The organism is Shimia biformata, assembly GCF_016888515.1.
Classification (GTDB): Bacteria; Pseudomonadota; Alphaproteobacteria; order Rhodobacterales; family Rhodobacteraceae; genus Shimia_A; species Shimia_A biformata.
The window spans coordinates 2,887,808-2,906,780 of the sequence record NZ_JAFEJK010000001.1 but is presented as its reverse complement, the minus strand read 5'-3'; the positions used below and the strand labels follow the sequence as shown (position 1 = coordinate 2,906,780).

General features: G+C 62.7%; 19 protein-coding genes. 15 read left to right on the top strand and 4 right to left on the bottom strand.

Annotated elements, in window-relative coordinates:
• Positions 1 to 12: 12 nt before the first annotated feature.
• From JQ863_RS14305 to glmU, 3 genes are read right to left on the bottom strand one after another with little or no spacing between them, the layout of a single operon-like run.
• Entirely contained in the window at positions 13 to 687 is a 675-nt protein-coding gene (locus JQ863_RS14305; RefSeq protein WP_204114828.1) for a DNA alkylation repair protein, read from the bottom strand.
• A complete protein-coding gene (gene glmS, locus JQ863_RS14300; protein ID WP_204114827.1) occupies positions 684 to 2,507 on the bottom strand; it encodes a glutamine--fructose-6-phosphate transaminase (isomerizing) in 1,824 nt (607 codons plus the stop codon). Before glmS ends, JQ863_RS14305 begins: the two co-directional genes overlap by 4 nt.
• A complete protein-coding gene (gene glmU / locus JQ863_RS14295) occupies positions 2,507 to 3,862 on the bottom strand; it encodes a bifunctional UDP-N-acetylglucosamine diphosphorylase/glucosamine-1-phosphate N-acetyltransferase GlmU (RefSeq protein ID WP_204114826.1) in 1,356 nt (451 codons plus the stop codon). Before glmU ends, glmS begins: the two co-directional genes overlap by 1 nt.
• Positions 3,863 to 4,000: 138 nt before the next feature.
• On the opposite strand from glmU, the gene JQ863_RS14290 reads away from it, so the two are divergent.
• Entirely contained in the window at positions 4,001 to 4,663 is a 663-nt protein-coding gene (locus JQ863_RS14290) for an HAD-IA family hydrolase (protein ID WP_204114825.1), read from the top strand.
• On the opposite strand, the gene JQ863_RS14285 is transcribed toward JQ863_RS14290, so the two are convergent.
• Positions 4,645 to 5,955 (bottom strand): MmgE/PrpD family protein, encoded by a 1,311-nt coding sequence (locus tag JQ863_RS14285; protein ID WP_204114824.1) that lies wholly within the window; start codon positions 5,953 to 5,955, stop codon positions 4,645 to 4,647. The genes JQ863_RS14290 and JQ863_RS14285 overlap by 19 nt on opposite strands.
• Before the next feature lie 128 nt (positions 5,956 to 6,083).
• Between JQ863_RS14285 and JQ863_RS14280 the strand changes: the two genes are divergently transcribed.
• The 14 genes from JQ863_RS14280 (at position 6,084) to JQ863_RS14215 (ending at position 18,972) form a co-directional block, all read left to right on the top strand.
• A complete protein-coding gene (locus tag JQ863_RS14280; protein WP_204114823.1) occupies positions 6,084 to 7,271 on the top strand; it encodes a DegT/DnrJ/EryC1/StrS family aminotransferase in 1,188 nt (395 codons plus the stop codon).
• A 139-nt stretch (positions 7,272 to 7,410) separates the two neighbouring features.
• A complete protein-coding gene (locus JQ863_RS14275; protein WP_204114822.1) occupies positions 7,411 to 8,574 on the top strand; it encodes an isovaleryl-CoA dehydrogenase in 1,164 nt (387 codons plus the stop codon).
• A 52-nt stretch (positions 8,575 to 8,626) separates the two neighbouring features.
• Positions 8,627 to 9,130: a lysozyme inhibitor LprI family protein gene (locus JQ863_RS14270; RefSeq protein WP_204114821.1), complete on the top strand. Its 504-nt coding sequence runs from the start codon at positions 8,627 to 8,629 to the stop codon at positions 9,128 to 9,130.
• Between the two features lie 18 nt (positions 9,131 to 9,148).
• A complete protein-coding gene (locus tag JQ863_RS14265; RefSeq protein ID WP_204114820.1) occupies positions 9,149 to 10,756 on the top strand; it encodes a carboxyl transferase domain-containing protein in 1,608 nt (535 codons plus the stop codon).
• A 174-nt stretch (positions 10,757 to 10,930) separates the two neighbouring features.
• Positions 10,931 to 11,329 carry a thermonuclease family protein gene (locus tag JQ863_RS14260; RefSeq protein WP_204114819.1) on the top strand — a complete coding sequence of 133 codons (399 nt, stop codon included), beginning with the start codon at positions 10,931 to 10,933 and terminating at the stop codon, positions 11,327 to 11,329.
• 10 nt (positions 11,330 to 11,339) lie between these two features.
• Positions 11,340 to 13,289, top strand: coding sequence for an acetyl/propionyl/methylcrotonyl-CoA carboxylase subunit alpha (locus tag JQ863_RS14255; RefSeq protein ID WP_204114818.1), 1,950 nt, complete (start codon positions 11,340 to 11,342; stop codon positions 13,287 to 13,289).
• On the top strand, positions 13,286 to 13,951 hold the full coding sequence (locus tag JQ863_RS14250; protein ID WP_204114817.1) for a glutathione S-transferase family protein: 666 nt from the start codon (positions 13,286 to 13,288) through the stop codon (positions 13,949 to 13,951). Before JQ863_RS14255 ends, JQ863_RS14250 begins: the two co-directional genes overlap by 4 nt.
• 1 nt (position 13,952) lies before the next feature.
• Positions 13,953 to 14,810: a hydroxymethylglutaryl-CoA lyase gene (locus JQ863_RS14245; RefSeq protein WP_204114816.1), complete on the top strand. Its 858-nt coding sequence runs from the start codon at positions 13,953 to 13,955 to the stop codon at positions 14,808 to 14,810.
• Positions 14,811 to 14,842: 32 nt separating this feature from the next.
• On the top strand, positions 14,843 to 15,625 hold the full coding sequence (locus tag JQ863_RS14240) for a crotonase/enoyl-CoA hydratase family protein (RefSeq protein WP_204114815.1): 783 nt from the start codon (positions 14,843 to 14,845) through the stop codon (positions 15,623 to 15,625).
• A 270-nt stretch (positions 15,626 to 15,895) separates the two neighbouring features.
• Positions 15,896 to 16,261: an NADH-quinone oxidoreductase subunit A gene (locus tag JQ863_RS14235; RefSeq protein WP_204114814.1), complete on the top strand. Its 366-nt coding sequence runs from the start codon at positions 15,896 to 15,898 to the stop codon at positions 16,259 to 16,261.
• A complete protein-coding gene (locus tag JQ863_RS14230; RefSeq protein WP_204114813.1) occupies positions 16,261 to 16,785 on the top strand; it encodes a NuoB/complex I 20 kDa subunit family protein in 525 nt (174 codons plus the stop codon). Before JQ863_RS14235 ends, JQ863_RS14230 begins: the two co-directional genes overlap by 1 nt.
• Complete coding sequence (locus tag JQ863_RS14225; protein ID WP_204114812.1) at positions 16,782 to 17,390, top strand: NADH-quinone oxidoreductase subunit C; 609 nt, start codon at positions 16,782 to 16,784, stop codon at positions 17,388 to 17,390. The genes JQ863_RS14230 and JQ863_RS14225 overlap by 4 nt, the downstream gene beginning before the upstream one ends.
• A complete protein-coding gene (locus JQ863_RS14220) occupies positions 17,390 to 18,604 on the top strand; it encodes an NADH-quinone oxidoreductase subunit D (protein ID WP_204114811.1) in 1,215 nt (404 codons plus the stop codon). The genes JQ863_RS14225 and JQ863_RS14220 overlap by 1 nt, the downstream gene beginning before the upstream one ends.
• A complete protein-coding gene (locus tag JQ863_RS14215) occupies positions 18,604 to 18,972 on the top strand; it encodes a hypothetical protein (protein WP_204114810.1) in 369 nt (122 codons plus the stop codon). The genes JQ863_RS14220 and JQ863_RS14215 overlap by 1 nt, the downstream gene beginning before the upstream one ends.
• Position 18,973 lies beyond the last annotated feature (1 nt).

The following is an 18,973-nucleotide window of genomic DNA, read 5'->3' as shown; positions in this document are numbered from 1 at the left end:
AGCCACCTCTGGTCACAGGTATTTGCCCGCCTCCTTGCGGGCAAAGGGTTTCATCCCGTCGCCATGTTCGGCAAGGAAGGCGCGGGCGCGATCGGGGTCGTGTTTCGACAGGTCGCGAACCCACCACGCAACGACCTTCTGGATGAACCAGTCCGGGTCAGTGACATAACCCGCTGCCCATTCCAGGATTTTTGTCCTGATTTCAATATCCTGCGGCTTGGGGTGGTTCTGTTTGGCCCAGGGCAGGGTGATCACCAGCGCCGCGCGCCGGGTCCACATGTGGTCGGAGGTGGTCCAGCCCTCGACCTCGGCTATGCGGGTCGGATCTGCGACAAGGCGTTTCTGGCCCGCCATACATGCGTGATCGGCAATGGCCCAGCTGTCGAAATCAGGAAGCCAGGACCGGATCAGCGCCCAGGCCGCGTCATCCGGCCTGATCCGGGCCTGCGTCAACAGTTTTGCCGCCGCGATCCGGGCTTCGAAAATATCCGTTTTCCACAACTCAGAGGCGAGGTTGACGCGCTCATCAACGGACAGCCCACGCCGCCAGTCCTTGGTCAGATCATTGAGCGCGGGGTTCGGTATGCCAAGGACGGGGCGGGTCTGCTTGTGATAGGCCGCCATCTGTTCAGCGCGGCCCGGCTCGACCAGCGCTTTCAGTGCCTCCAAAGCCTCGTCCCGGGTCATTCGACTGTCACCGACTTGGCCAGATTGCGCGGCTGGTCGACATCCGTGCCCATAGCGACGGCCGCATGATAGGCCAGAAGCTGGGCAGGCAGGGCATAGAGGATCGGTGCCAGAAGCGGCGGCACGTCCGGCATCACAGCGGTTTCCCAAACTCCATCCGACGCCTCGGTGGCACCCGCCTTGTCAGTGATCAGCACCACCTTGCCGTCTCGCGCCATGACCTCTTGCATGTTCGATACCGTCTTGTCGAACAAGGCGTCCCGAGGTGCCATGACAATCACCGGCACCTTGTTGTCAATCAGCGCGATGGGGCCGTGCTTTAGTTCGCCTGCTGCATAAGCTTCGGCATGTATATAGCTGATTTCTTTCAGTTTCAAAGCGCCCTCATGGGCGAGGGGATACATGGTGCCCCGGCCAAGAAACAGGATGTCACGGGCCTTGGACAGGTTGTGCGCAGCGTCACGCAAAGTAGGTTCGCGATCCAGCGTGGCGTTCAGAAGACCCGGCAGCGCGCGCAGATCGGCCAGGTGCTGCGACAGCGTATCCTCGGCGATCTCACCACGCTGTTGCGCCGCCGCCAGCGCCAGCATCAGGAGAACCGTCAACTGGCAGGTGAATGCCTTGGTCGAGGCCACGCCAATCTCTGTTCCGGCCAGGATCGGCAGGGCAACGTCGCTTTCCCGCGCGATCGAGCTTTCGGGCACATTGACCACCGAGACGATCTTGCTAGCCTTGCCCTCACAATACCGAAGCGCCGCCAGCGTGTCCGCGGTTTCCCCGGATTGGCTGACGAACAGAGCGAGGGTTCTGCCACCGACCGGAGGTTCGCGGTAGCGGAACTCCGACGCGATATCGATTTCTACTGGAAGGCGAGCGACCTGCTCAAACCAGTATTTGGCGGTCATGCAGGCAAAATAGGCCGTGCCGCAGGCGACCATCACCACGCGGTCAAATTGGGTGAAATCGATTCCGGGGTCCGGCAGCGCGATCTTCGATCCGTCCGCGGCCAGGTAGTGACGAATGGCCTCACCGATCACGGTGGGCTGTTCGGCGATCTCCTTGGCCATGAAATGCTTGTGCCCGGCCTTGTCGACGCGGGTCTGGTCAATCTGGATCGTGCGTTTCTCACGATTGGCAATCTCGCCATCGGCATTGCGGATTTCGACCGATGTGCGGGTCAGGATCGCGCTGTCGCCCTCTTCCAGATAGGTGATCTGGTCTGTGAGATGCGCCATGGCAATGGCGTCCGAGCCGACAAAAACCTCACCATCCCCGTGGCCGATGGCCAGCGGCGAGCCCTTGCGGGCGGCGATCAGAAGGTCGTCCTCGCCTTCGAACAGGAAGGCCAGCGCAAAAGCGCCATCCAGCCGCGAGAGGGTCTTGTGCGCGGCCTCCACCGGGGCCATGCCGTCGGTCATGTATTTCTGGGTCAAAAGGGCAATGGTTTCAGTATCGGTCTCGGTCACGAAGCTGAAACCACTCGCGGCCAGTTCCTCGCGCAATTCGCGGAAATTCTCGATGATCCCGTTGTGGACAACCGCAATCGGCCCGGCCCGGTGGGGATGGGCGTTGCTGACGGTCGGCGCGCCGTGGGTGGCCCAGCGGGTGTGGCCGATCCCGGCCTTGCCCAGCAGCGGTTCATGGACCAACAAATCGCTGAGGTTGACCAGTTTGCCAACCGCGCGCCGACGGTCCAGCACACCATCGTTCACGGTGGCGATCCCGGCGCTGTCATAGCCGCGATATTCCAGCCGTTTTAATGCTTCGACCAGGATCGGGGCCGCTTCATGCTTGCCCAATATCCCTACAATACCGCACATTATTCTGCCTCTTTTGTTTGTTTGTCTTTCTTCGCCTTTAACATTTCGAACAATTTGCGGGCAAAGCCCGGCTTGTTGACCTGACGCGCCCGCGAGATGCCCAATGCGCCGTCCTCGACATCGTTTGTGATGATCGATCCGCTGCCGGTCATGGCGTCGTCGCCAATGGTGACAGGCGCGACCAGCATCGTGTTCGAGCCGATAAAGACGTTCCGCCCGATTGTGGTGCGGTGCTTCATGACGCCGTCATAGTTGCAGGTGATCGTGCCTGCGCCGATATTCGTCCCGGCGCCCAGAACCGCGTCTCCGATATAGGACAGGTGGTTCACCTTGGCCCCCTCATCAATCTGCGCGTTCTTGATTTCCACGAAATTTCCGACCTTTACGTCTTCGGCCAACTCGGTGCCGGGACGCAGGCGGGCATAGGGGCCAACCACACCGCCTCGTGAAACATGGGCACCTTCGAGGTGCGAAAAGGCGCGGATATGGGCGCCGCTTTCCACGGTGACGCCGGGGCCGAAGAACACGTAAGGCTCGATCACCGTGTCACGTCCGACCACCGTGTCAAAGGCCAGCGTGACGGTTTCGGGGCGTTGCAGCGTGACGCCGTCCTCCATCAGTTCCGCCCGTGCCCGATCCTGGAAAATGCGTTCCGCATCAGCCAGTTGCAGGCGAGAGTTGATGCCCATGGTTTCCGTTTCGTCACAGGTGACCGCGGTTACGGAGAGGCCGCGTGCATTTGCGATGCCAACCACGTCGGTCAGATAGACCTCGCCTTGGGCATTGTCGTTGTTGGTGTTGTCCAGCAGGTCGAACATCAGTGACGCGGACCCCATCATAACGCCGCTGTTACAGAAGGTTATGGCGCGTTCCTCATCCGTCGCATCGGCATGTTCGACAATGGCGGTCAGGCGGGGGCCGTCCATTTTCAGACGGCCGTATTTGCCGGGATCGGCGGCCTCGAAACCCAAAACCACCAGATCGTTGTCGACACGCGCGTCCTGCATGCGCAAAAGCGTCTCGCCCTGAACAAATGGGGTATCACCGTAGAGGACAACGATGTCGCCATCAAAATCGCCCAGCAGGTCGCGGGTCATCTGAACCGCGTGGCCGGTGCCGTTCTGCTCTGGTTGCAGCACGGTTTCGGCGGTCTCGTCATAGTCGGCCACGGCGCGGGCGACATCCTCGTGACCAAAGCCGGTGACGATCACCGTGCGTTCCGGGTCCAGCGAAGCGGCCGAGCGCATCGCATGCACCAGCATCGGCGCCCCGGCGATTTCATGCAGAACCTTCGGCTTGTCCGAGTTCATGCGCGTGCCTTTGCCCGCGGCGAGGATGACCAATGCTGTGCCCATGCCTATTCTCGTTGTTTGTAATTCGTTTCGGCCCGTTCTATCTGGAACGAAGCGGCGCGCAAGGCAAGCGTTGCGCGGTCAAACATGATTGCGCTTTGTAACAGCGCTGCGCGAAATGGCGCCGCGCGGGGGATGGGCATGAAAACAGTAATCTTCGATCTGGACGGCACGCTGGCGGACACAAGCGGCGATTTGATCGCGGCCGCCAATGCCTGTTTCCGCCAAATGGGGGAAGGCGATGTGCTGGACCCGGTGGGCGACGCGGCCACGGCGCTGCGCGGCGGGCGTGCCATGCTGACGCTTGGCCTGACCCGGATCGGGCGCATGTCGGATTCGGTGGTCGAGCAGTATTTTCCGGTGTTGTTAGAGGCTTACGAGGGCGCAATCGACACCCACACCACGCTTTATCCCGGCGCGATGGACGCGGTCGATGCGCTGCGCGCCCTGGGCTATGGCGTGGGTATCTGCACCAATAAACCCGAGGCGCTGGCGGAACTTTTGATGACGCGGCTGGGCGTGCGCCCGGCCTTTGGCGCGCTGGTCGGGGCCGATACGCTGCCGGTGCGCAAACCCAAGGCGGACCCGCTGATCGAAACGGTGCGGCGGCTGAACGGCGATCCCAAACGCACGGTTCTGGTGGGGGATACGGTGACCGACCGCGACACCAGCCGGGCGGCAGGGGTGCCGTCGATCCTTGTCACCTTCGGCCCGGCCGGGGGCGACATGGCGGCGCTGGAGCCCGACGCGCTGCTGCATCGCTATGACGACCTGCCGGGAATTGTTCAGCGGCTGGTCGCCTGAAAGAGATGCCGTGTCAGGTCTGACAGGGGTGTGTCGGGCAGGGCGTCGATGGCACCTTCGATGGCGGCTGCACGGAATTTGCCAATGATCGGCGCTGCCAAGTTTCTGAATTTTTGTCGTAATTCCACGTCCGTGGGCGGCGCGGTGTGGTCCCAGCGCGGTTCGGTCCAGTCGCTTTGACAAGTTTCGCCGGACCGCAAAACCAGCGAAACACGGGCAAAACGACGGGTGGGAAAGGCGGCATTGGCATAATCGTGTTCCCTGAACTCCATCGCATCGGACAGGCGCAGGATCTCCGGGTCATACAGAGCGTCATCGGCAATGTCGGCGGGTTGCACATTGCCCCGCACCAGCGCCACGGCGGTCGGGAACGAGGTTGAATATTGGGCCTCTTCGGTTGTCCTCGGGCGGCGGGTGGCAAGCCGGATCGACTCATGGAAGGTCTCAACTTCGATCCGGGCGATCCGGGCCGGGGTGATCTTGTGGGCGCGTTGCACCGCAAGCGCCGCCTCGATCGGGGCCTGCGCCCAGCGGCAGACCGGGTAGGGCTTGTAATATTGCTGCAGGATCTTCCAGTCCTCGCCCAAACCCTGCCAGTGGTCTTGCGCCTGTTCGACGGTGATCGCAGGGGCTCCGGTAAACCCTTTGGCTGCCAGCCGCACCGCCGAGACCCCCGCCATTGCACCCCATCCCGACCCGTCCTTGAGCATGGTGGGAAAGTCGATGCAGCGCATCATCTGGCTGCGGGGGCCGTGGAACTCGGCGATCCCCAAAGCATGCCGTGTCTGGTCATGGTCAAGCGCCATCAGCCGCGCCCCCGCCGCCGCAACCGTGACCGCGCCCCAACTGCCCGAGGTGTGATAGTCCGGCACCGTGGCATGCTGCGCGACCGAGGCGCGGGCACCGAATTCATACCCCATGACCAGCGTCGCAAGGAAGTCCCGCCCGCTGACACCGGCCGCATGCGCCAGCGGCAGCATGCCTGACAGAAGCGGGCAGCCGATATGCCCCTTGGCCGGGTTGAACCCGTCATGCGCGTCGATCGAGTCGATGGTCATGCCCGCCGCCAGCGCCACCCCGGATGCGCTTGCGCGTCGATCATCAAACAACATCGGTACATTGCCGCCGAACTCGTCACACGCATGGTCGCGGATGATCCGTGACAGCGGGGTTTGCGTTCCCGCCGCCGCCACTCCGATCAGATCGAGAAGGTTCAGCCGCGCCATCTGTTGCACAGGGTCGGGCAGGGCGTCCCACGTGAGGTCGTGGATGAAGGAAAGTGGATCGGTCATGGCGGGCCTTTGTCACGTGTCGTTAGCCTAGCCGCGATCCCGCCCGGAACCGGGCCATTTGCGACTTTTGGCGTCGGGATTGGCTTATCCAGTTGACCTTGGCCCGCCGCACCGCAAAAAGTTGCGGCATGAAAGAGGTCTTTACCGGTAGTTTCACCCAGCAAGAGCCGATCCCCGAGACGGCCATCGACGCTGCCCTTGCGGTCATGCGGTCCGGGCGGCTGCACCGTTACAATACCGTGCCCGGCGAGGCCGGTGAGGTCGCGCTGTTGGAGCAGGAATTCGCGGCCTGGACCGGGGCGCGCTATTGCCTTGCCGTGGCCTCGGGTGGCTATGCCATCGCCACCGCCTTGCGTGCCCTTGGGGTCGGGCCGGGCGACCGGGTTCTGACCAATGCCTTCACGCTGGCCCCGGTGCCGGGGGCGATTGCGTCCGTGGGGGCGGTGCCGGTTTTTGTCGGCGTGACCGAGGGCTTGACCATCGACCTTGATGACCTTGCGGCCAAGGCGGATCAGGCGGATGTGCTGCTGCTCAGTCATATGCGCGGCCATATCTGCGACATGGATGCGCTGATGGCGATCTGTGATGCGCTGGGGCTGAAGGTGATCGAGGACTGCGCCCATACGATGGGGGCGTTTTGGGGCGATGTGCCATCCGGCCGGCACGGGATTGCCGCCTGCTACTCGACCCAGACCTACAAGCACATGAATTCGGGCGAGGGCGGGCTGCTGATCTCGGACGATGCCGATGTCATGGCGCGGGCGGTGATGCTGTCGGGGTCCTACATGTTGTTTGACCGCCACCTTGCCGGCCCGCCGCCCGAAGCCTTTGCCGATCTCAAATACCAGACCCCCAATATCTCGGGCCGGATGGACAACCTGCGCGCGGCGATCCTGCGGCCGCAATTGCGTGATATCGAGACCCAGGTGGCGCGGTGGAACACGCGCTATCGGGTTGTCGAAGACGGGCTGCGTGACACGCCCGGCCTGACCCTGATCCATCGCCCGCAACAGGAAGCTTTTGTCGGCTCGTCGATCCAGTTCCTGCTGCTGGACTGGTCCGCCAACCGGATTGCCGACCTGCTTGCGGCCTGCGCCGCCCGTGGGGTCGAGTTGAAATGGTTTGGCGGGGCCGAGCCGTCGGGCTTTACCTCGCGCTATGACAGCTGGCGCTATGCTCCGTCTGCGCCGATGCCCGACACCGACCGCATTCTGCGTGCGATCATCGACATGCGCCTGCCGCTGACCTTTTCCGAGGCCGATTGCGCCCTGATTGCACGGATCATCCGGGACGAAGTTCTGGCGCTGACCGCCTGACCCCACGAAATAACGGAAAACCCCGGTATCCGACGCCCAGTCCTTGCGGCCGGGCGCGAAAATTCTTGATCGGCGCCGCGATTCGATCTATTTAATGAACGACTGTTCAATAAATCATTCGCTGACCCCGGAGGCCCGCATGTTCACCGCATCCATGAATTTCGACCTTGGCGACGACATCAACGCCCTGCGTGACATGACCCATCGCTGGGCGCAGGACCGTATCAAGCCGATTGCGGCAGAGATCGACAAATCCAACGCCTTTCCCAATGAGCTGTGGAAGGAAATGGGCGATCTGGGCCTTCTGGGAATCACCGTGCCGGAAGAGTTCGGCGGCGCCGACATGGGGTATCTGGCCCATGTGATCGCGATCGAGGAGGTGGCCCGTGCCTCGGCCTCGGTGTCGCTGTCCTATGGCGCGCATTCGAACCTTTGCGTGAACCAGCTGAAGCTGAACGGCAGCCCCGAGCAGAAGGCGAAATACCTGCCGGGTCTGGTCTCGGGCGACCATATCGGCGCCTTGGCCATGTCCGAGGCGGGCGCCGGGTCGGACGTGGTGTCGATGAAGCTGCGCGCCGAGAAGAAGAACGACCGCTATGTCCTGAATGGCACCAAGTTCTGGATCACCAACGGCCCGGATGCCGACACACTGATCGTCTATGCCAAGACCGACCCGGATGCCGGGTCTCGTGGCATCACCGCCTTCATCATCGAAAAGACCATGGCCGGGTTCTCGACCAGCCCGCATTTCGACAAGCTGGGGATGCGTGGATCGAACACCGCCGAGCTGATCTTTGAAGATGTCGAGGTCCCGTTTGAAAACGTGCTGGGAGAAGAGGGGCGCGGCGTCGCGGTTCTGATGTCCGGTCTTGACTATGAACGTGTCACGCTCTCGGGCATTGGCACCGGCATCATGGCCGCCTGTCTGGACGAGGTCATGCCCTATCTTGCCGAACGCAAGCAGTTCGGCCAGCCGATCGGGAATTTCCAGCTGATGCAGGGCAAGATCGCCGACATGTATACCGCGCTCAACTCGTCACGGGCCTATGTCTACGAGGTCGCCAAGGCCTGTGATCGCGGCGAGGTCACCCGTCAGGATGCCGCGGCCTGCGTTCTTTATGCATCGGAAGAGGCGATGAAGGTCGCGCATCAGGCGGTGCAGGCGATGGGCGGCACCGGGTTCATGAACGAAACCCCGGTCAGCCGCATCTTCCGCGACGCCAAGCTGATGGAGATCGGCGCAGGCACCTCGGAAATCCGCCGCATGCTGGTCGGACGCGAGTTGATGGCAAAGATGGTGTAATCCTGATCCGGCGGGCTAGGGTGCCCGCAGTCTGGATTTGAGGAAACGATTTATGAACCGCTTTATCATCATTCTGTTTGCCGCACTTGCCGCAGGCCCCGCGGCTGCCCAAGAGGTCGTGTTCTCACCCGCCGCGACCGAGGCCTGCCTTGACGGGCTATCCGATCCGGCCCTGTTCACCACATGCATCGGGGCCTCGGCCAACCAGTGCATGGAGGATACGCAGGGCGGCTGGTCCACGGTCGGCATGTCGGGCTGCTATGAACAGGAACGGCTCTATTGGGATGCCCGGTTGAACGCGGCCTACAAGGAGGTCCGCGCCGAGGCGAAGAAGATGGACGCGGAAATGGCCGAGATCGGTTCGTCCGCGCCGAAACAGGCGGACGCGCTGCGCGACATGCAGCGGGCGTGGATCGCCTATCGCGATGCCACCTGCGATTATGAACGGTCGCTCTGGGGCGGCGGGACGGGCGGTGGCCCGGCCACAGTGTCCTGCCACATGTACATGACCGCCGAACAGACACGGTATCTTGAGACTGCCGGGTTTGGCGAGTAACGCAAGGATCTGAAACACATGGCTAAATTGCAATCCAAGGTGCTGACGACCTCGGAAGAGTTCCGCGACAACCGCGCGGCCCATCTCGAGATGCTGGCAACCGTGGCCGAGGCCGCGGCGCAGGCGGCGGCCGGTGGTGGAGACCGAGCGCGGGACCGCCACCTCAGCCGGGGCAAGCTGTTGCCGCGTGACCGGGTTGCGGGCCTGCTCGATCCCGGCTCTCCGTTCCTCGAGATCGGCGCGACGGCGGCCCATGCCATGTATGAAGGTGCAGCTCCCTGCGCGGGTGTGATCGCAGGCGTTGGCCGGGTGCATGGCCGCGATGTCATGGTGGTGTGCAACGATGCCACCGTGAAAGGCGGCACCTATTACCCGATGACGGTCAAGAAACACCTGCGTGCCCAGGAGATCGCGCAAGCCTGCCGCTTGCCCTGCGTCTATCTTGTGGACTCGGGCGGGGCCAACCTGCCGAACCAGGATGAGGTCTTCCCCGACCGCGACCATTTCGGACGCATCTTCTATAATCAGGCCAATATGTCGGCGCTGGGCATCCCGCAGATCGCCGTTGTCATGGGGTCCTGCACCGCTGGTGGCGCCTATGTGCCGGCGATGTCCGACGTCACCATCATCGTCAAGGAACAGGGCACGATCTTCCTTGCCGGTCCGCCGCTGGTCAAGGCCGCGACGGGTGAGGTCGTCAGCGCCGAGGACCTCGGCGGCGGCGACGTTCACACCCGTCTGTCCGGCGTGGCCGACTACCTGGCCGAAGATGACACCCACGCGCTGGCCCTGGCGCGGGACGCGGTGGCGCAGCTCAACATCATCCGCCCCCAGACGGTCGATTGGCAAACGCCCGAAGACCCCGCCTATGATCCGGACGAGATCCTTGGGGCCGTGCCAGCCGGTCTGCGCACGCCTTATGACATCCGCGAGGTGATCGCCCGCACCGTCGACGGTTCGCGCTTTGACGAGTTCAAGGCACGGTTCGGCGAAACGCTGGTTACCGGTTTTGCCCATATCAAGGGCTGCCCGGTGGGGATCGTCGCCAACAATGGTGTGCTTTACTCCGAAAGCGCCGCCAAGGGCGCGCATTTCATCGAGCTTTGCGCGCAGCGGAAAATCCCGCTGGTGTTCCTGCAGAACATTACCGGCTTCATGGTGGGCCGAAAGTATGAGGCCGAAGGCATCGCCCGCCACGGCGCCAAGATGGTAACGGCGGTGGCGACGGCAAAAGTGCCGAAAATCACCATGATCGTCGGCGGCTCGTTCGGCGCGGGCAACTATGGCATGTGCGGCCGCGCCTACTCGCCCAATTTCCTGTGGACCTGGCCCAACAGCCGCATTTCGGTCATGGGCGGCGAACAGGCGGCGGGTGTGCTGGCCACCGTGAAACGCGACGGGATCGAGCGGCAGGGCGGCACATGGTCGGCGGAAGAAGAGGCCGCATTCAAGCAGCCGACGCTGGATATGTTCGAGCATCAAAGCCACCCGCTCTATGCCTCGGCACGGCTCTGGGATGACGGCATCATCGACCCGCGCAAGACCCGCGACGTCTTGCACCTGTCGCTGATGGCAGCACTGAACGCCCCGATCGAGGACACCCGCTTCGGCGTGTTCCGGATGTGAGTAATGTCCCGGAATCGAAAGGTCATAAGGTTTTGGCGGGGGGCGCGGAACCACCCCAAATGGGATATGGGCACACCGCCGGGTAGTACCCGTGCCTCAGGAAGAAATCAGGTAAGGACGACAACGCGAAACCTGCCGCGCCGGTTTGTATGGACCATCTTGACGGTGGTGGGGGTGTTCTTTGTCGTTCCCGTCGTTGGCGACCTGCTGAATGGAGCAATCAAGTCCGCACCATTTTGTCGGGTAATATCCCTGAAGGATGGAGATACAGGCGAGCTTTACTGCCCGCAAAAGGGGTTTGTGACGGCGCGTTTCACCCAATTCAACACGCCGGAAGTCTTTAGCCCCCAGTGTTTTTCAGAGCGGGTCAAGGGAGTTGCCGCCACTCAGTATCTGAGATGGATGCTTTGGACCGCAAACGAAATCTCTGCACGCCCCACCGGGCAGGTTGATCGATATGGCCGCGAACTTGTTGCTTTGGCGGTAGACGGAAAAGGCGTCGCGCGTCCTCTTGTAGAGGCAGGGCTGGCGGAATTCTATGACGGCGGACTGCGTCGTTCATGGTGCGAATAGGAGACACCAGATGTTCAACAAGATCCTGATTGCCAATCGCGGTGAAATTGCCTGCCGCGTGATTGAAACGGCCCGCAAGCTGGGCGTGGCCACGGTTGCGGTCTATTCCGATGCCGATGCGGGCGCCAAACATGTCGCCATGGCGGATCAGGCGGTGCATATCGGCGGCCCCGCACCGAAGGACAGTTACCTGAAGGGCGATCTCATCATCGAGGCGGCGCTCTCGACCGGGGCGCAGGGTATTCATCCCGGCTATGGCTTCCTGTCCGAGAACCCGAAGTTCGTCGAGGCCGTGGAAAAGGCGGGCCTGACCTTTATCGGACCTTCGGCGGATGCGATCCGCGCGATGGGGCTGAAGGACGCCGCCAAGAAGCTGATGGAAGAGGCCGGCGTGCCGGTCGTGCCGGGCTATCACGGTGAAAACCAGGACCCCGAACACCTCAGCGGTGCCGCCGATATGATCGGCTATCCGGTCCTGATCAAGGCGGTGGCGGGAGGCGGCGGCAAGGGGATGCGGCTGGTCGAGAACCCCGCCGATTTCATGGACGCGCTGCAATCGGCGCAAGGCGAGGCCACCACCGCCTTCGGCAACCCCGATGTTCTGATCGAGAAATACATTTTGCAGCCCCGCCATATCGAGGTTCAGGTCTTTGGTGACGGTGAAAAGGCGGTGCATCTGTTTGAACGCGACTGCTCGCTCCAGCGGCGTCACCAGAAGGTGATCGAGGAAGCCCCGGCACCCGACATGCCCGCCGATGTGCGCGCGGCGATGGGCGCGGCGGCGGTGCGCGCGGCCGAGGCCATCGGCTACAAGGGCGCGGGCACGGTCGAGTTCATTGTCGACGGATCCGACGGGCTGCGCACCGACGGTTTCTGGTTCATGGAGATGAACACCCGGCTTCAGGTCGAACATCCGGTGACCGAGCTGATCACCGGCGTCGATCTGGTGGAATGGCAATTGCGCGTCGCTTCGGGCGATCCTTTGCCCAAGAAACAGGACGAGCTGACCATCACCGGCCACGCGTTCGAGGCGCGTATCTATGCCGAGGACGTGCCCAAGGGCTTCCTGCCCGCGACGGGGACGCTGACCCATCTTGAGTTTCCCGCCGATGCCCGCGTCGACAGCGGGGTCAGGGCAGGGGATACGATTTCGCCTTGGTATGATCCGATGATCGCAAAGCTGATCGTGCATGCGCCCAGCCGCGGCGCGGCCCTGCGCAAGCTGGAGCGCGCATTGCGCTGGACCGATATCGCCGGGTCGGTGACGAACGTGTCGTTCCTGCGGCTTCTGGCAGAACAGCCCGATTTCGTGAAAGGCGATGTCGATACCGGCCTGATCGGGCGGCACCTTGATACGCTGGCGGCGGCACCCGTCGCCTGCACCAAGGCGCGGTCGATTGCGGCGCTGACGGCGCTGGGCCTGATGGATTTGCCGAAGGACGCGGGTTTCGTGCTTTGGTCGCCGCTGACCCATGCGGTGTCGTTGGTCCACAACGAGGAAGAAATCGTCGCGAAAGTGACCGTGAACGGTCGCTATGACTATGTCGTCGACCTTGGCGAAATACAGCACCGTGTCCAGTGGCGCGATGGCTCGTGGTGGGTCGATGCCACCCGCGTTCAGGCCCGCACCGCGCGCCACGGGCAGGATCTGACCGTGTTTTGGGGCAATGCCTATTCCTTCGAGGTGATCGACCCGCTGGACCGCGCCGGAGACGACGCGGCGGGGGGCAATGTCATCCTTGCGCCGATGCCGGGGCTGGTGAAATCGATCTTTGCCAAACCGGGCCAGACCGTCGCGGCGGGGGACCGGCTGGCGATCCTCGAAGCGATGAAAATGGAACATTCCCTGCTGGCCGCGCGCGATGGCGTCGTAGCGGAAGTCTTGGCATCCGCCGGGGATCAGGTGCAGGAAGGGGCTGCATTGATTGTTCTGGCCGAGGAAGAGGACGCCGCCGCATGACCGTACTTCACCATATCCCGTTTTCCCGCTCGTTCCGCATCCTGTGGCTGCTTCAGGAAATGGGGATCGACTGTGATCTGAAATACTATTCGATCACCGATGGTTCGCTTCGGGCCGAGGATTTCCGGGCCGTGTCGCCCGCAGGCCGGGTGCCTGCGCTCGAAATTGACGGGATCACCATCTACGAAAGCCCGGCCATCGTCGAATATCTCTGCGAAACCCGTCCCGAAAAGGGGCTTGGCCGATTTGCCGGTGATGCAGAGCGTGTGGCTTTCCTGGAATGGCTTGGTTTTGCCGAGACTCAGGCCTCGATCCTGGCCTCGCTCAACATGCAGCACCTGTTCATGGGGGACCCGACACCGGCCAGCCCGCAGGTGCTGAAACTGGAAGCGGCGCGGCTGGCGGCAACGTTGAAGGCGATGAACCGCAAGCTTGAGGGGCGTGACTGGCTGTTGCCGTCGGGTTTCTCGGCGGTCGATTGCATGATGGGGTTCAACCTGTTTTCGGCACCTTATTACGTCCGACTGGACCGGTTCGAAAACGTTGTGGCCTATCGCGATCGCATCATGGCCCGCGCCGGTTACCAGGCTGCCCGGGCGATGGACGGTGAGCAGCAGTTCTATGCGAAGGATTTCTACCCGGTGCCGGGGGAAGAGGGCTGATATGGGCGGCACGGTCGAAATTTTCGAGATGGGCCCGCGCGACGGGTTGCAGAACGAAAAACGCCAGATCCCGACGGCGGAAAAGATCGCGCTGGTCGATTGCCTGTCCCGCGCCGGGTTCCGCCGGATCGAGGTGGCGTCTTTCGTTTCGCCGAAATGGGTGCCGCAGATGGCCGACAGCGCCGAAGTTCTGGCCGGCATCACCCGCGCGCCGGGCGTGTCCTATGCCGCGCTGACCCCGAACATGAAGGGGTTTGACGGCGCGGTTGCGGCCAAGGCGGACGAGATCGCGATTTTCGGCTCGGCCTCGGAGGGGTTCTCGAAGGCCAATATCAACGCCACCATCGCCGAGTCGCTTGAGCGGTTCGCGCCGGTCGCCGAGGCTGCGAAGGCGGCGGGGCTGCCGATGCGGGGCTATGTGTCCTGCGTGACCGACTGCCCCTATGACGGACCGACACCGCCGGGTCAGGTGGCAAAGGTCGCGGCGGCGCTGCTGGATATGGGGTGCTACGAGATCAGCCTTGGCGACACGATCGGGCAGGGCACGCCAGAGAGCATCGCCGCGATGCTGGATGCGGTGCTGGAGGTGGTGCCGGCGGCGAAACTGGCGGGGCATTACCATGACACCAGCGGCCGGGCGCTGGTGAATATCGAAGCTTCGCTGGACAAGGGGCTGCGTGTGTTCGACGCAGCGGTCGGCGGCTTGGGCGGGTGTCCTTATGCGCCGGGGGCGGCAGGCAATGTTGCGACCGAGGCCGTCAATGACATGCTGGTGGCCAAAGGCTATGACACCGGGCTGGACCCGGCAGTTCTGGCTGAGGCAGCGGACATGGCCCGCGCGATGCGCGGCGCGACATAAAATCTTCGGGAATTGTTTTGGGGAGAGAGCCCATGTTCGAGACAGTCACCATTGAAACCGATGACCGGGGCGTTGCGACGCTGACGCTGAACCGGCCCGAGAAACACAATGCGATGAATGCGCAGATGCTGGACGATCTTGCAGCGGCGGCGGATCAGCTGGCGCAGGACGACGCCGTGCGCGTGGTGATCCTGACCGGGGCGGGCAAATCCTTTTGCGCGGGCGGCGATCTGGCGTGGATGCGGGCGCAGATGGAAATGGACACCGCCACCCGCAAGGCGGAATCGGCCAAGCTTGCCATCATGTTGAAAGCGTTGAACGAATTGCCGAAACCGTTGATCGGACGGGTGCAGGGCAACGCGTTTGGCGGCGGGGTCGGCATGGCGTCTGTCTGTGACGTGACGATTGGCGCGGAGACGGTCACGATGGGGCTGACCGAAGTCAAACTGGGCCTGATCCCGGCCAATATCGGTCCCTATGTCATCGCCCGCATGGGCGAAGCCATGGCGCGGCGCGTGTTCTTCTCGGGGCGGCTGTTCAAGGCGGATGAGGCGGTGACGCTGGGCCTGTTGGCAAAAGCTGTTCCGGCGGATGCACTGGACGCCGCCGTCGAAGCCGAAGTCGCACCCTATCTGGCCTGCGCGCCGGGGGCGGTGGCCTCGGCCAAGGCGCTGGCGCGGCGCTTTGGTCCGGTGATCGATCAGGCCGCCATCGACCACGCTGTCACCGCCTTGGCCGAGACCTGGGAAGGCGACGAGGCGCGCGAGGGCATCGCGGCGTTTTTCGAAAAGCGCAAGGCGGGCTGGGTCCAGTAGGGCCGTTGCCGCCGGGCAGCGGGTCACGGCGCGGATTCGTGGCCCATCGGTGTCAAAGCCCGACAAATCGTCGAACTCTTTGCCTGACTTATTGCCGCAGAAACCGCCGCTCCCGGCCCAACCCCTTTGAAACAAGGGGTTTCGCTGTTTCATTAGAAAATTTGAATGTGTTTTGGCTTGGTTGACCGCGCCATGGGGCAACGGTAAACCCGCCTTTAGTCAAAACAGCCATCTATCTGCGCGATTTTCGCGCATGAAAGGAGCCACCCCGTGGAAGAGATGCTGAGGGAATACCTTCCCATTCTCGTCTTTCTGGCCGTTGCCATCGCCATTGGCCTTGTCCTGATCCTCGCAGCTGTCGTTCTTGCCGTTCGGAATCCTGACCCGGAAAAGGTGAGTGCCTATGAGTGCGGTTTCAATGCCTTCGACGACGCACGGATGAAATTTGACGTGAGGTTCTACCTCGTGTCGATCCTGTTCATCATCTTCGATCTCGAGATCGCCTTCCTGTTCCCATGGGCGGTTGGCTTCAAGGATGTCTCGATGGTGGGCTTCTGGTCGATGATGGTCTTCCTGGCCGTTCTGACCGTCGGCTTTGCCTATGAGTGGAAGAAGGGGGCCCTGGAATGGGAGTGATGACCGGAGCCAACACCGCCGGGATCGACAAGGAAGTCGCAACCCAGGCGCTGAACGCCGAGTTGCAGGACAAGGGGTTCCTTCTGACCTCGACCGAGGACCTGATCAACTGGGCCCGGACGGGGTCACTGCATTGGATGACCTTCGGTCTGGCCTGCTGCGCGGTCGAGATGATCCATACCTCGATGCCGCGTTATGACCTTGAGCGTTACGGCACCGCGCCGCGCGCAAGCCCACGCCAGTCGGACCTGATGATCGTGGCCGGCACGCTGACCAACAAGATGGCCCCGGCGCTGCGCAAGGTCTATGACCAGATGCCCGAGCCGCGCTACGTGATCTCGATGGGATCCTGCGCCAATGGCGGCGGCTATTACCACTATTCCTACAGCGTCGTGCGTGGCTGTGACCGGATCGTGCCGGTCGACATCTATGTGCCCGGCTGCCCTCCGACGGCCGAGGCGCTGATGTATGGCATCCTGCAGATGCACCGTAAAATCCGCCGCACGGGGACGATCCAACGATGAGTGATGCGCTGAAGGAAATGGCCACGCATATCGAGCTGAAGCGGCCCGACTGCGTGCTTGGCTGGGATGTGACCCACGAAGAGCTGAACATCGACGTCGCCCCGGCGAACATCGCCGGGCTTGTCGAGTTTCTGAAGACCGATCCGAACTGCCGTTTTGCCACGCTGGTTGATGTGACGGCGGTGGACTATCCCGACCGTCCAAAACGGTTCGACGTGGTCTATCACCTTTTGTCGATGTTCCAGAACGCCCGCGTGCGCCTGCGCGTATCGCTGCGCGAGGACGAGGCGGTGCCGTCGATCACCGCGATCCACCCCTGCGCCAACTGGCCCGAGCGGGAAACCTTCGACATGTTCGGCATCCTGTTCACCGGCCACCCGGACCTGCGCCGTCTGCTGACGGACTATGGCTTCTCGGGGCATCCGCTGCGCAAGGACTTCCCGACCACCGGGTACACCGAGGTGCGGTATGACGAGGAACTGAAGCGCGTCGTCTATGAACCGGTCTCGCTGGTTCAGGAATACCGCCAGTTTGACTTCATGAGCCCTTGGGAAGGGGCGAATTACATCCTTCCGGGCGATGAGAAGAAAGAGGGGGCTCAGTAATGGACGGCTCCAAGGGATTCGAAGACGCCCTGTCGGGCGAGCAGCAGATCCGCAATTTCAACATCAACTTCGGCCCGCAGCACCCTGCGGCCCACGGCGTTCTGCGTCTGGTGCTGGAGCTGGACGGCGAGATCGTCGAGCGTTGCGACCCGCATGTCGGTCTGCTGCACCGTGGCACCGAGAAGCTGATGGAAAGCAGGACCTACCTGCAGAACCTGCCTTACCTCGATCGTCTCGACTACGTGTCGCCCATGAACCAGGAACATGCCTGGTGTCTGGCAATCGAAAAGCTGGCGGGTGTGGAAGTGCCGCGCCGGGCCCAGCTGATCCGGGTGCTTTACTCGGAAATCGGCCGCGTGCTGAACCACATCATGAACGTCTGCTCGCAGGCGATGGACGTCGGTGCGCTGACCCCGAACCTCTGGGGGTTCGAGGAACGCGAGAAGCTGATGATCTTCTACGAACGGGCCTGCGGCGCGCGTCTGCACGCGGCCTATTTCCGTCCCGGCGGTGTGCATCAGGATCTGCCCGATGAACTGCTGGACGATATCGAGGAATGGGCCATCGAGTTCCCGTCGATCCTTGATGATATCGAGGGGCTGCTGACCGAGAACCGCATTTTCAAACAGCGTAACGTCGATATCTGCGTCGTCGACCAGAATGACGCGCTGGAGCATGGCTTCTCGGGTGTGATGCTGCGTTCGACCGGTCTGGCATGGGATTTGCGCCGCGCGCAGCCCTATGAATGCTATGACGAGTTCGAGTTCCAGATCCCCGTCGGCAAGAACGGTGACTGCTATGACCGTTACCTGCTGCGGGTCGAGGAAATGCGCCAGTCGACCTCGATCATCCGTCAGGCCATCGTCAAGCTGCGCGAAGCCACCGGCGACGTGCTGGCGCGTGGCAAGCTGACCCCGCCGAAGCGCGGCGACATGAAAACCTCGATGGAAAGCCTGATCCACCACTTCAAGCTTTACACCGAAGGCTTCAAGGTTCCGGCAGGCGAGGTCTATGCCGCTGTCGAGGCCCCCAAGGGCGAGTTCGGCGTCTATATCGTCTCGGACGGCACCAACCGACCTTACCGCGCCAAGCTGCGCGCGCCGGGCTACATGCACCTTCAGGCGCTGGATCACATCACCTCGGGCCACCAGCTGGCCGATGTTGCCGCCATCGTCGGCACCATCGACATCGTGTTCGGGGAGATCGACCGCTGATGGATCTCGGGACGGTGGCAATCTGGCTGAGCGTCGGGGGCGCGGTGGTGACGGGCTATCTGGCCTTCATCTTCGCGCGCAACCCCGAGGCAGGCATGGCCGAGGCCACCCACCGCCCGGAAAAGCTGCCGCTGGTGATGATCGACCGCTATATCTCGTTCGCGTTTCTGGCGCTCTGCGCCGCGCTTTACGGCGATCCGCTGGTGATCTGCATGCTGTTCATCGCATTTGCCTTCATGGGGCTGGCTGACGGGGTGATCTATGCCCGCGCCGGACATCCCTTCATCAAACATGCCGGAGCCGGTGTTGCCGCAGCGATTGTCGCCGTGGTCGCCTTCTTCGCCCACACATCAAACGGAGCTGCCTGAC

What these genes read in the sequence shown, in the direction of transcription:
- JQ863_RS14225 (WP_204114812.1), top strand. Translation starts at nt 16,782, where the DNA reads ATGAGTGATGCGCTGAAGGAAATGGCCACGCATATCGAGCTGAAGCGG.
- JQ863_RS14255 (WP_204114818.1), top strand. Translation starts at nt 11,340, where the DNA reads ATGTTCAACAAGATCCTGATTGCCAATCGCGGTGAAATTGCCTGCCGC.
- JQ863_RS14280 (WP_204114823.1), top strand. Translation starts at nt 6,084, where the DNA reads ATGAAAGAGGTCTTTACCGGTAGTTTCACCCAGCAAGAGCCGATCCCC.
- JQ863_RS14285 (WP_204114824.1), bottom strand. Translation starts at nt 5,955, where the DNA reads ATGACCGATCCACTTTCCTTCATCCACGACCTCACGTGGGACGCCCTG.
- JQ863_RS14265 (WP_204114820.1), top strand. Translation starts at nt 9,149, where the DNA reads ATGGCTAAATTGCAATCCAAGGTGCTGACGACCTCGGAAGAGTTCCGC.
- JQ863_RS14220 (WP_204114811.1), top strand. Translation starts at nt 17,390, where the DNA reads ATGGACGGCTCCAAGGGATTCGAAGACGCCCTGTCGGGCGAGCAGCAG.
- JQ863_RS14240 (WP_204114815.1), top strand. Translation starts at nt 14,843, where the DNA reads ATGTTCGAGACAGTCACCATTGAAACCGATGACCGGGGCGTTGCGACG.
- JQ863_RS14290 (WP_204114825.1), top strand. Translation starts at nt 4,001, where the DNA reads ATGAAAACAGTAATCTTCGATCTGGACGGCACGCTGGCGGACACAAGC.
- JQ863_RS14245 (WP_204114816.1), top strand. Translation starts at nt 13,953, where the DNA reads ATGGGCGGCACGGTCGAAATTTTCGAGATGGGCCCGCGCGACGGGTTG.
- JQ863_RS14215 (WP_204114810.1), top strand. Translation starts at nt 18,604, where the DNA reads ATGGATCTCGGGACGGTGGCAATCTGGCTGAGCGTCGGGGGCGCGGTG.
- glmU (WP_204114826.1), bottom strand. Translation starts at nt 3,862, where the DNA reads ATGGGCACAGCATTGGTCATCCTCGCCGCGGGCAAAGGCACGCGCATG.
- JQ863_RS14275 (WP_204114822.1), top strand. Translation starts at nt 7,411, where the DNA reads ATGTTCACCGCATCCATGAATTTCGACCTTGGCGACGACATCAACGCC.
- glmS (WP_204114827.1), bottom strand. Translation starts at nt 2,507, where the DNA reads ATGTGCGGTATTGTAGGGATATTGGGCAAGCATGAAGCGGCCCCGATC.
- JQ863_RS14250 (WP_204114817.1), top strand. Translation starts at nt 13,286, where the DNA reads ATGACCGTACTTCACCATATCCCGTTTTCCCGCTCGTTCCGCATCCTG.
- JQ863_RS14305 (WP_204114828.1), bottom strand. Translation starts at nt 687, where the DNA reads ATGACCCGGGACGAGGCTTTGGAGGCACTGAAAGCGCTGGTCGAGCCG.
- JQ863_RS14230 (WP_204114813.1), top strand. Translation starts at nt 16,261, where the DNA reads ATGACCGGAGCCAACACCGCCGGGATCGACAAGGAAGTCGCAACCCAG.
- JQ863_RS14270 (WP_204114821.1), top strand. Translation starts at nt 8,627, where the DNA reads ATGAACCGCTTTATCATCATTCTGTTTGCCGCACTTGCCGCAGGCCCC.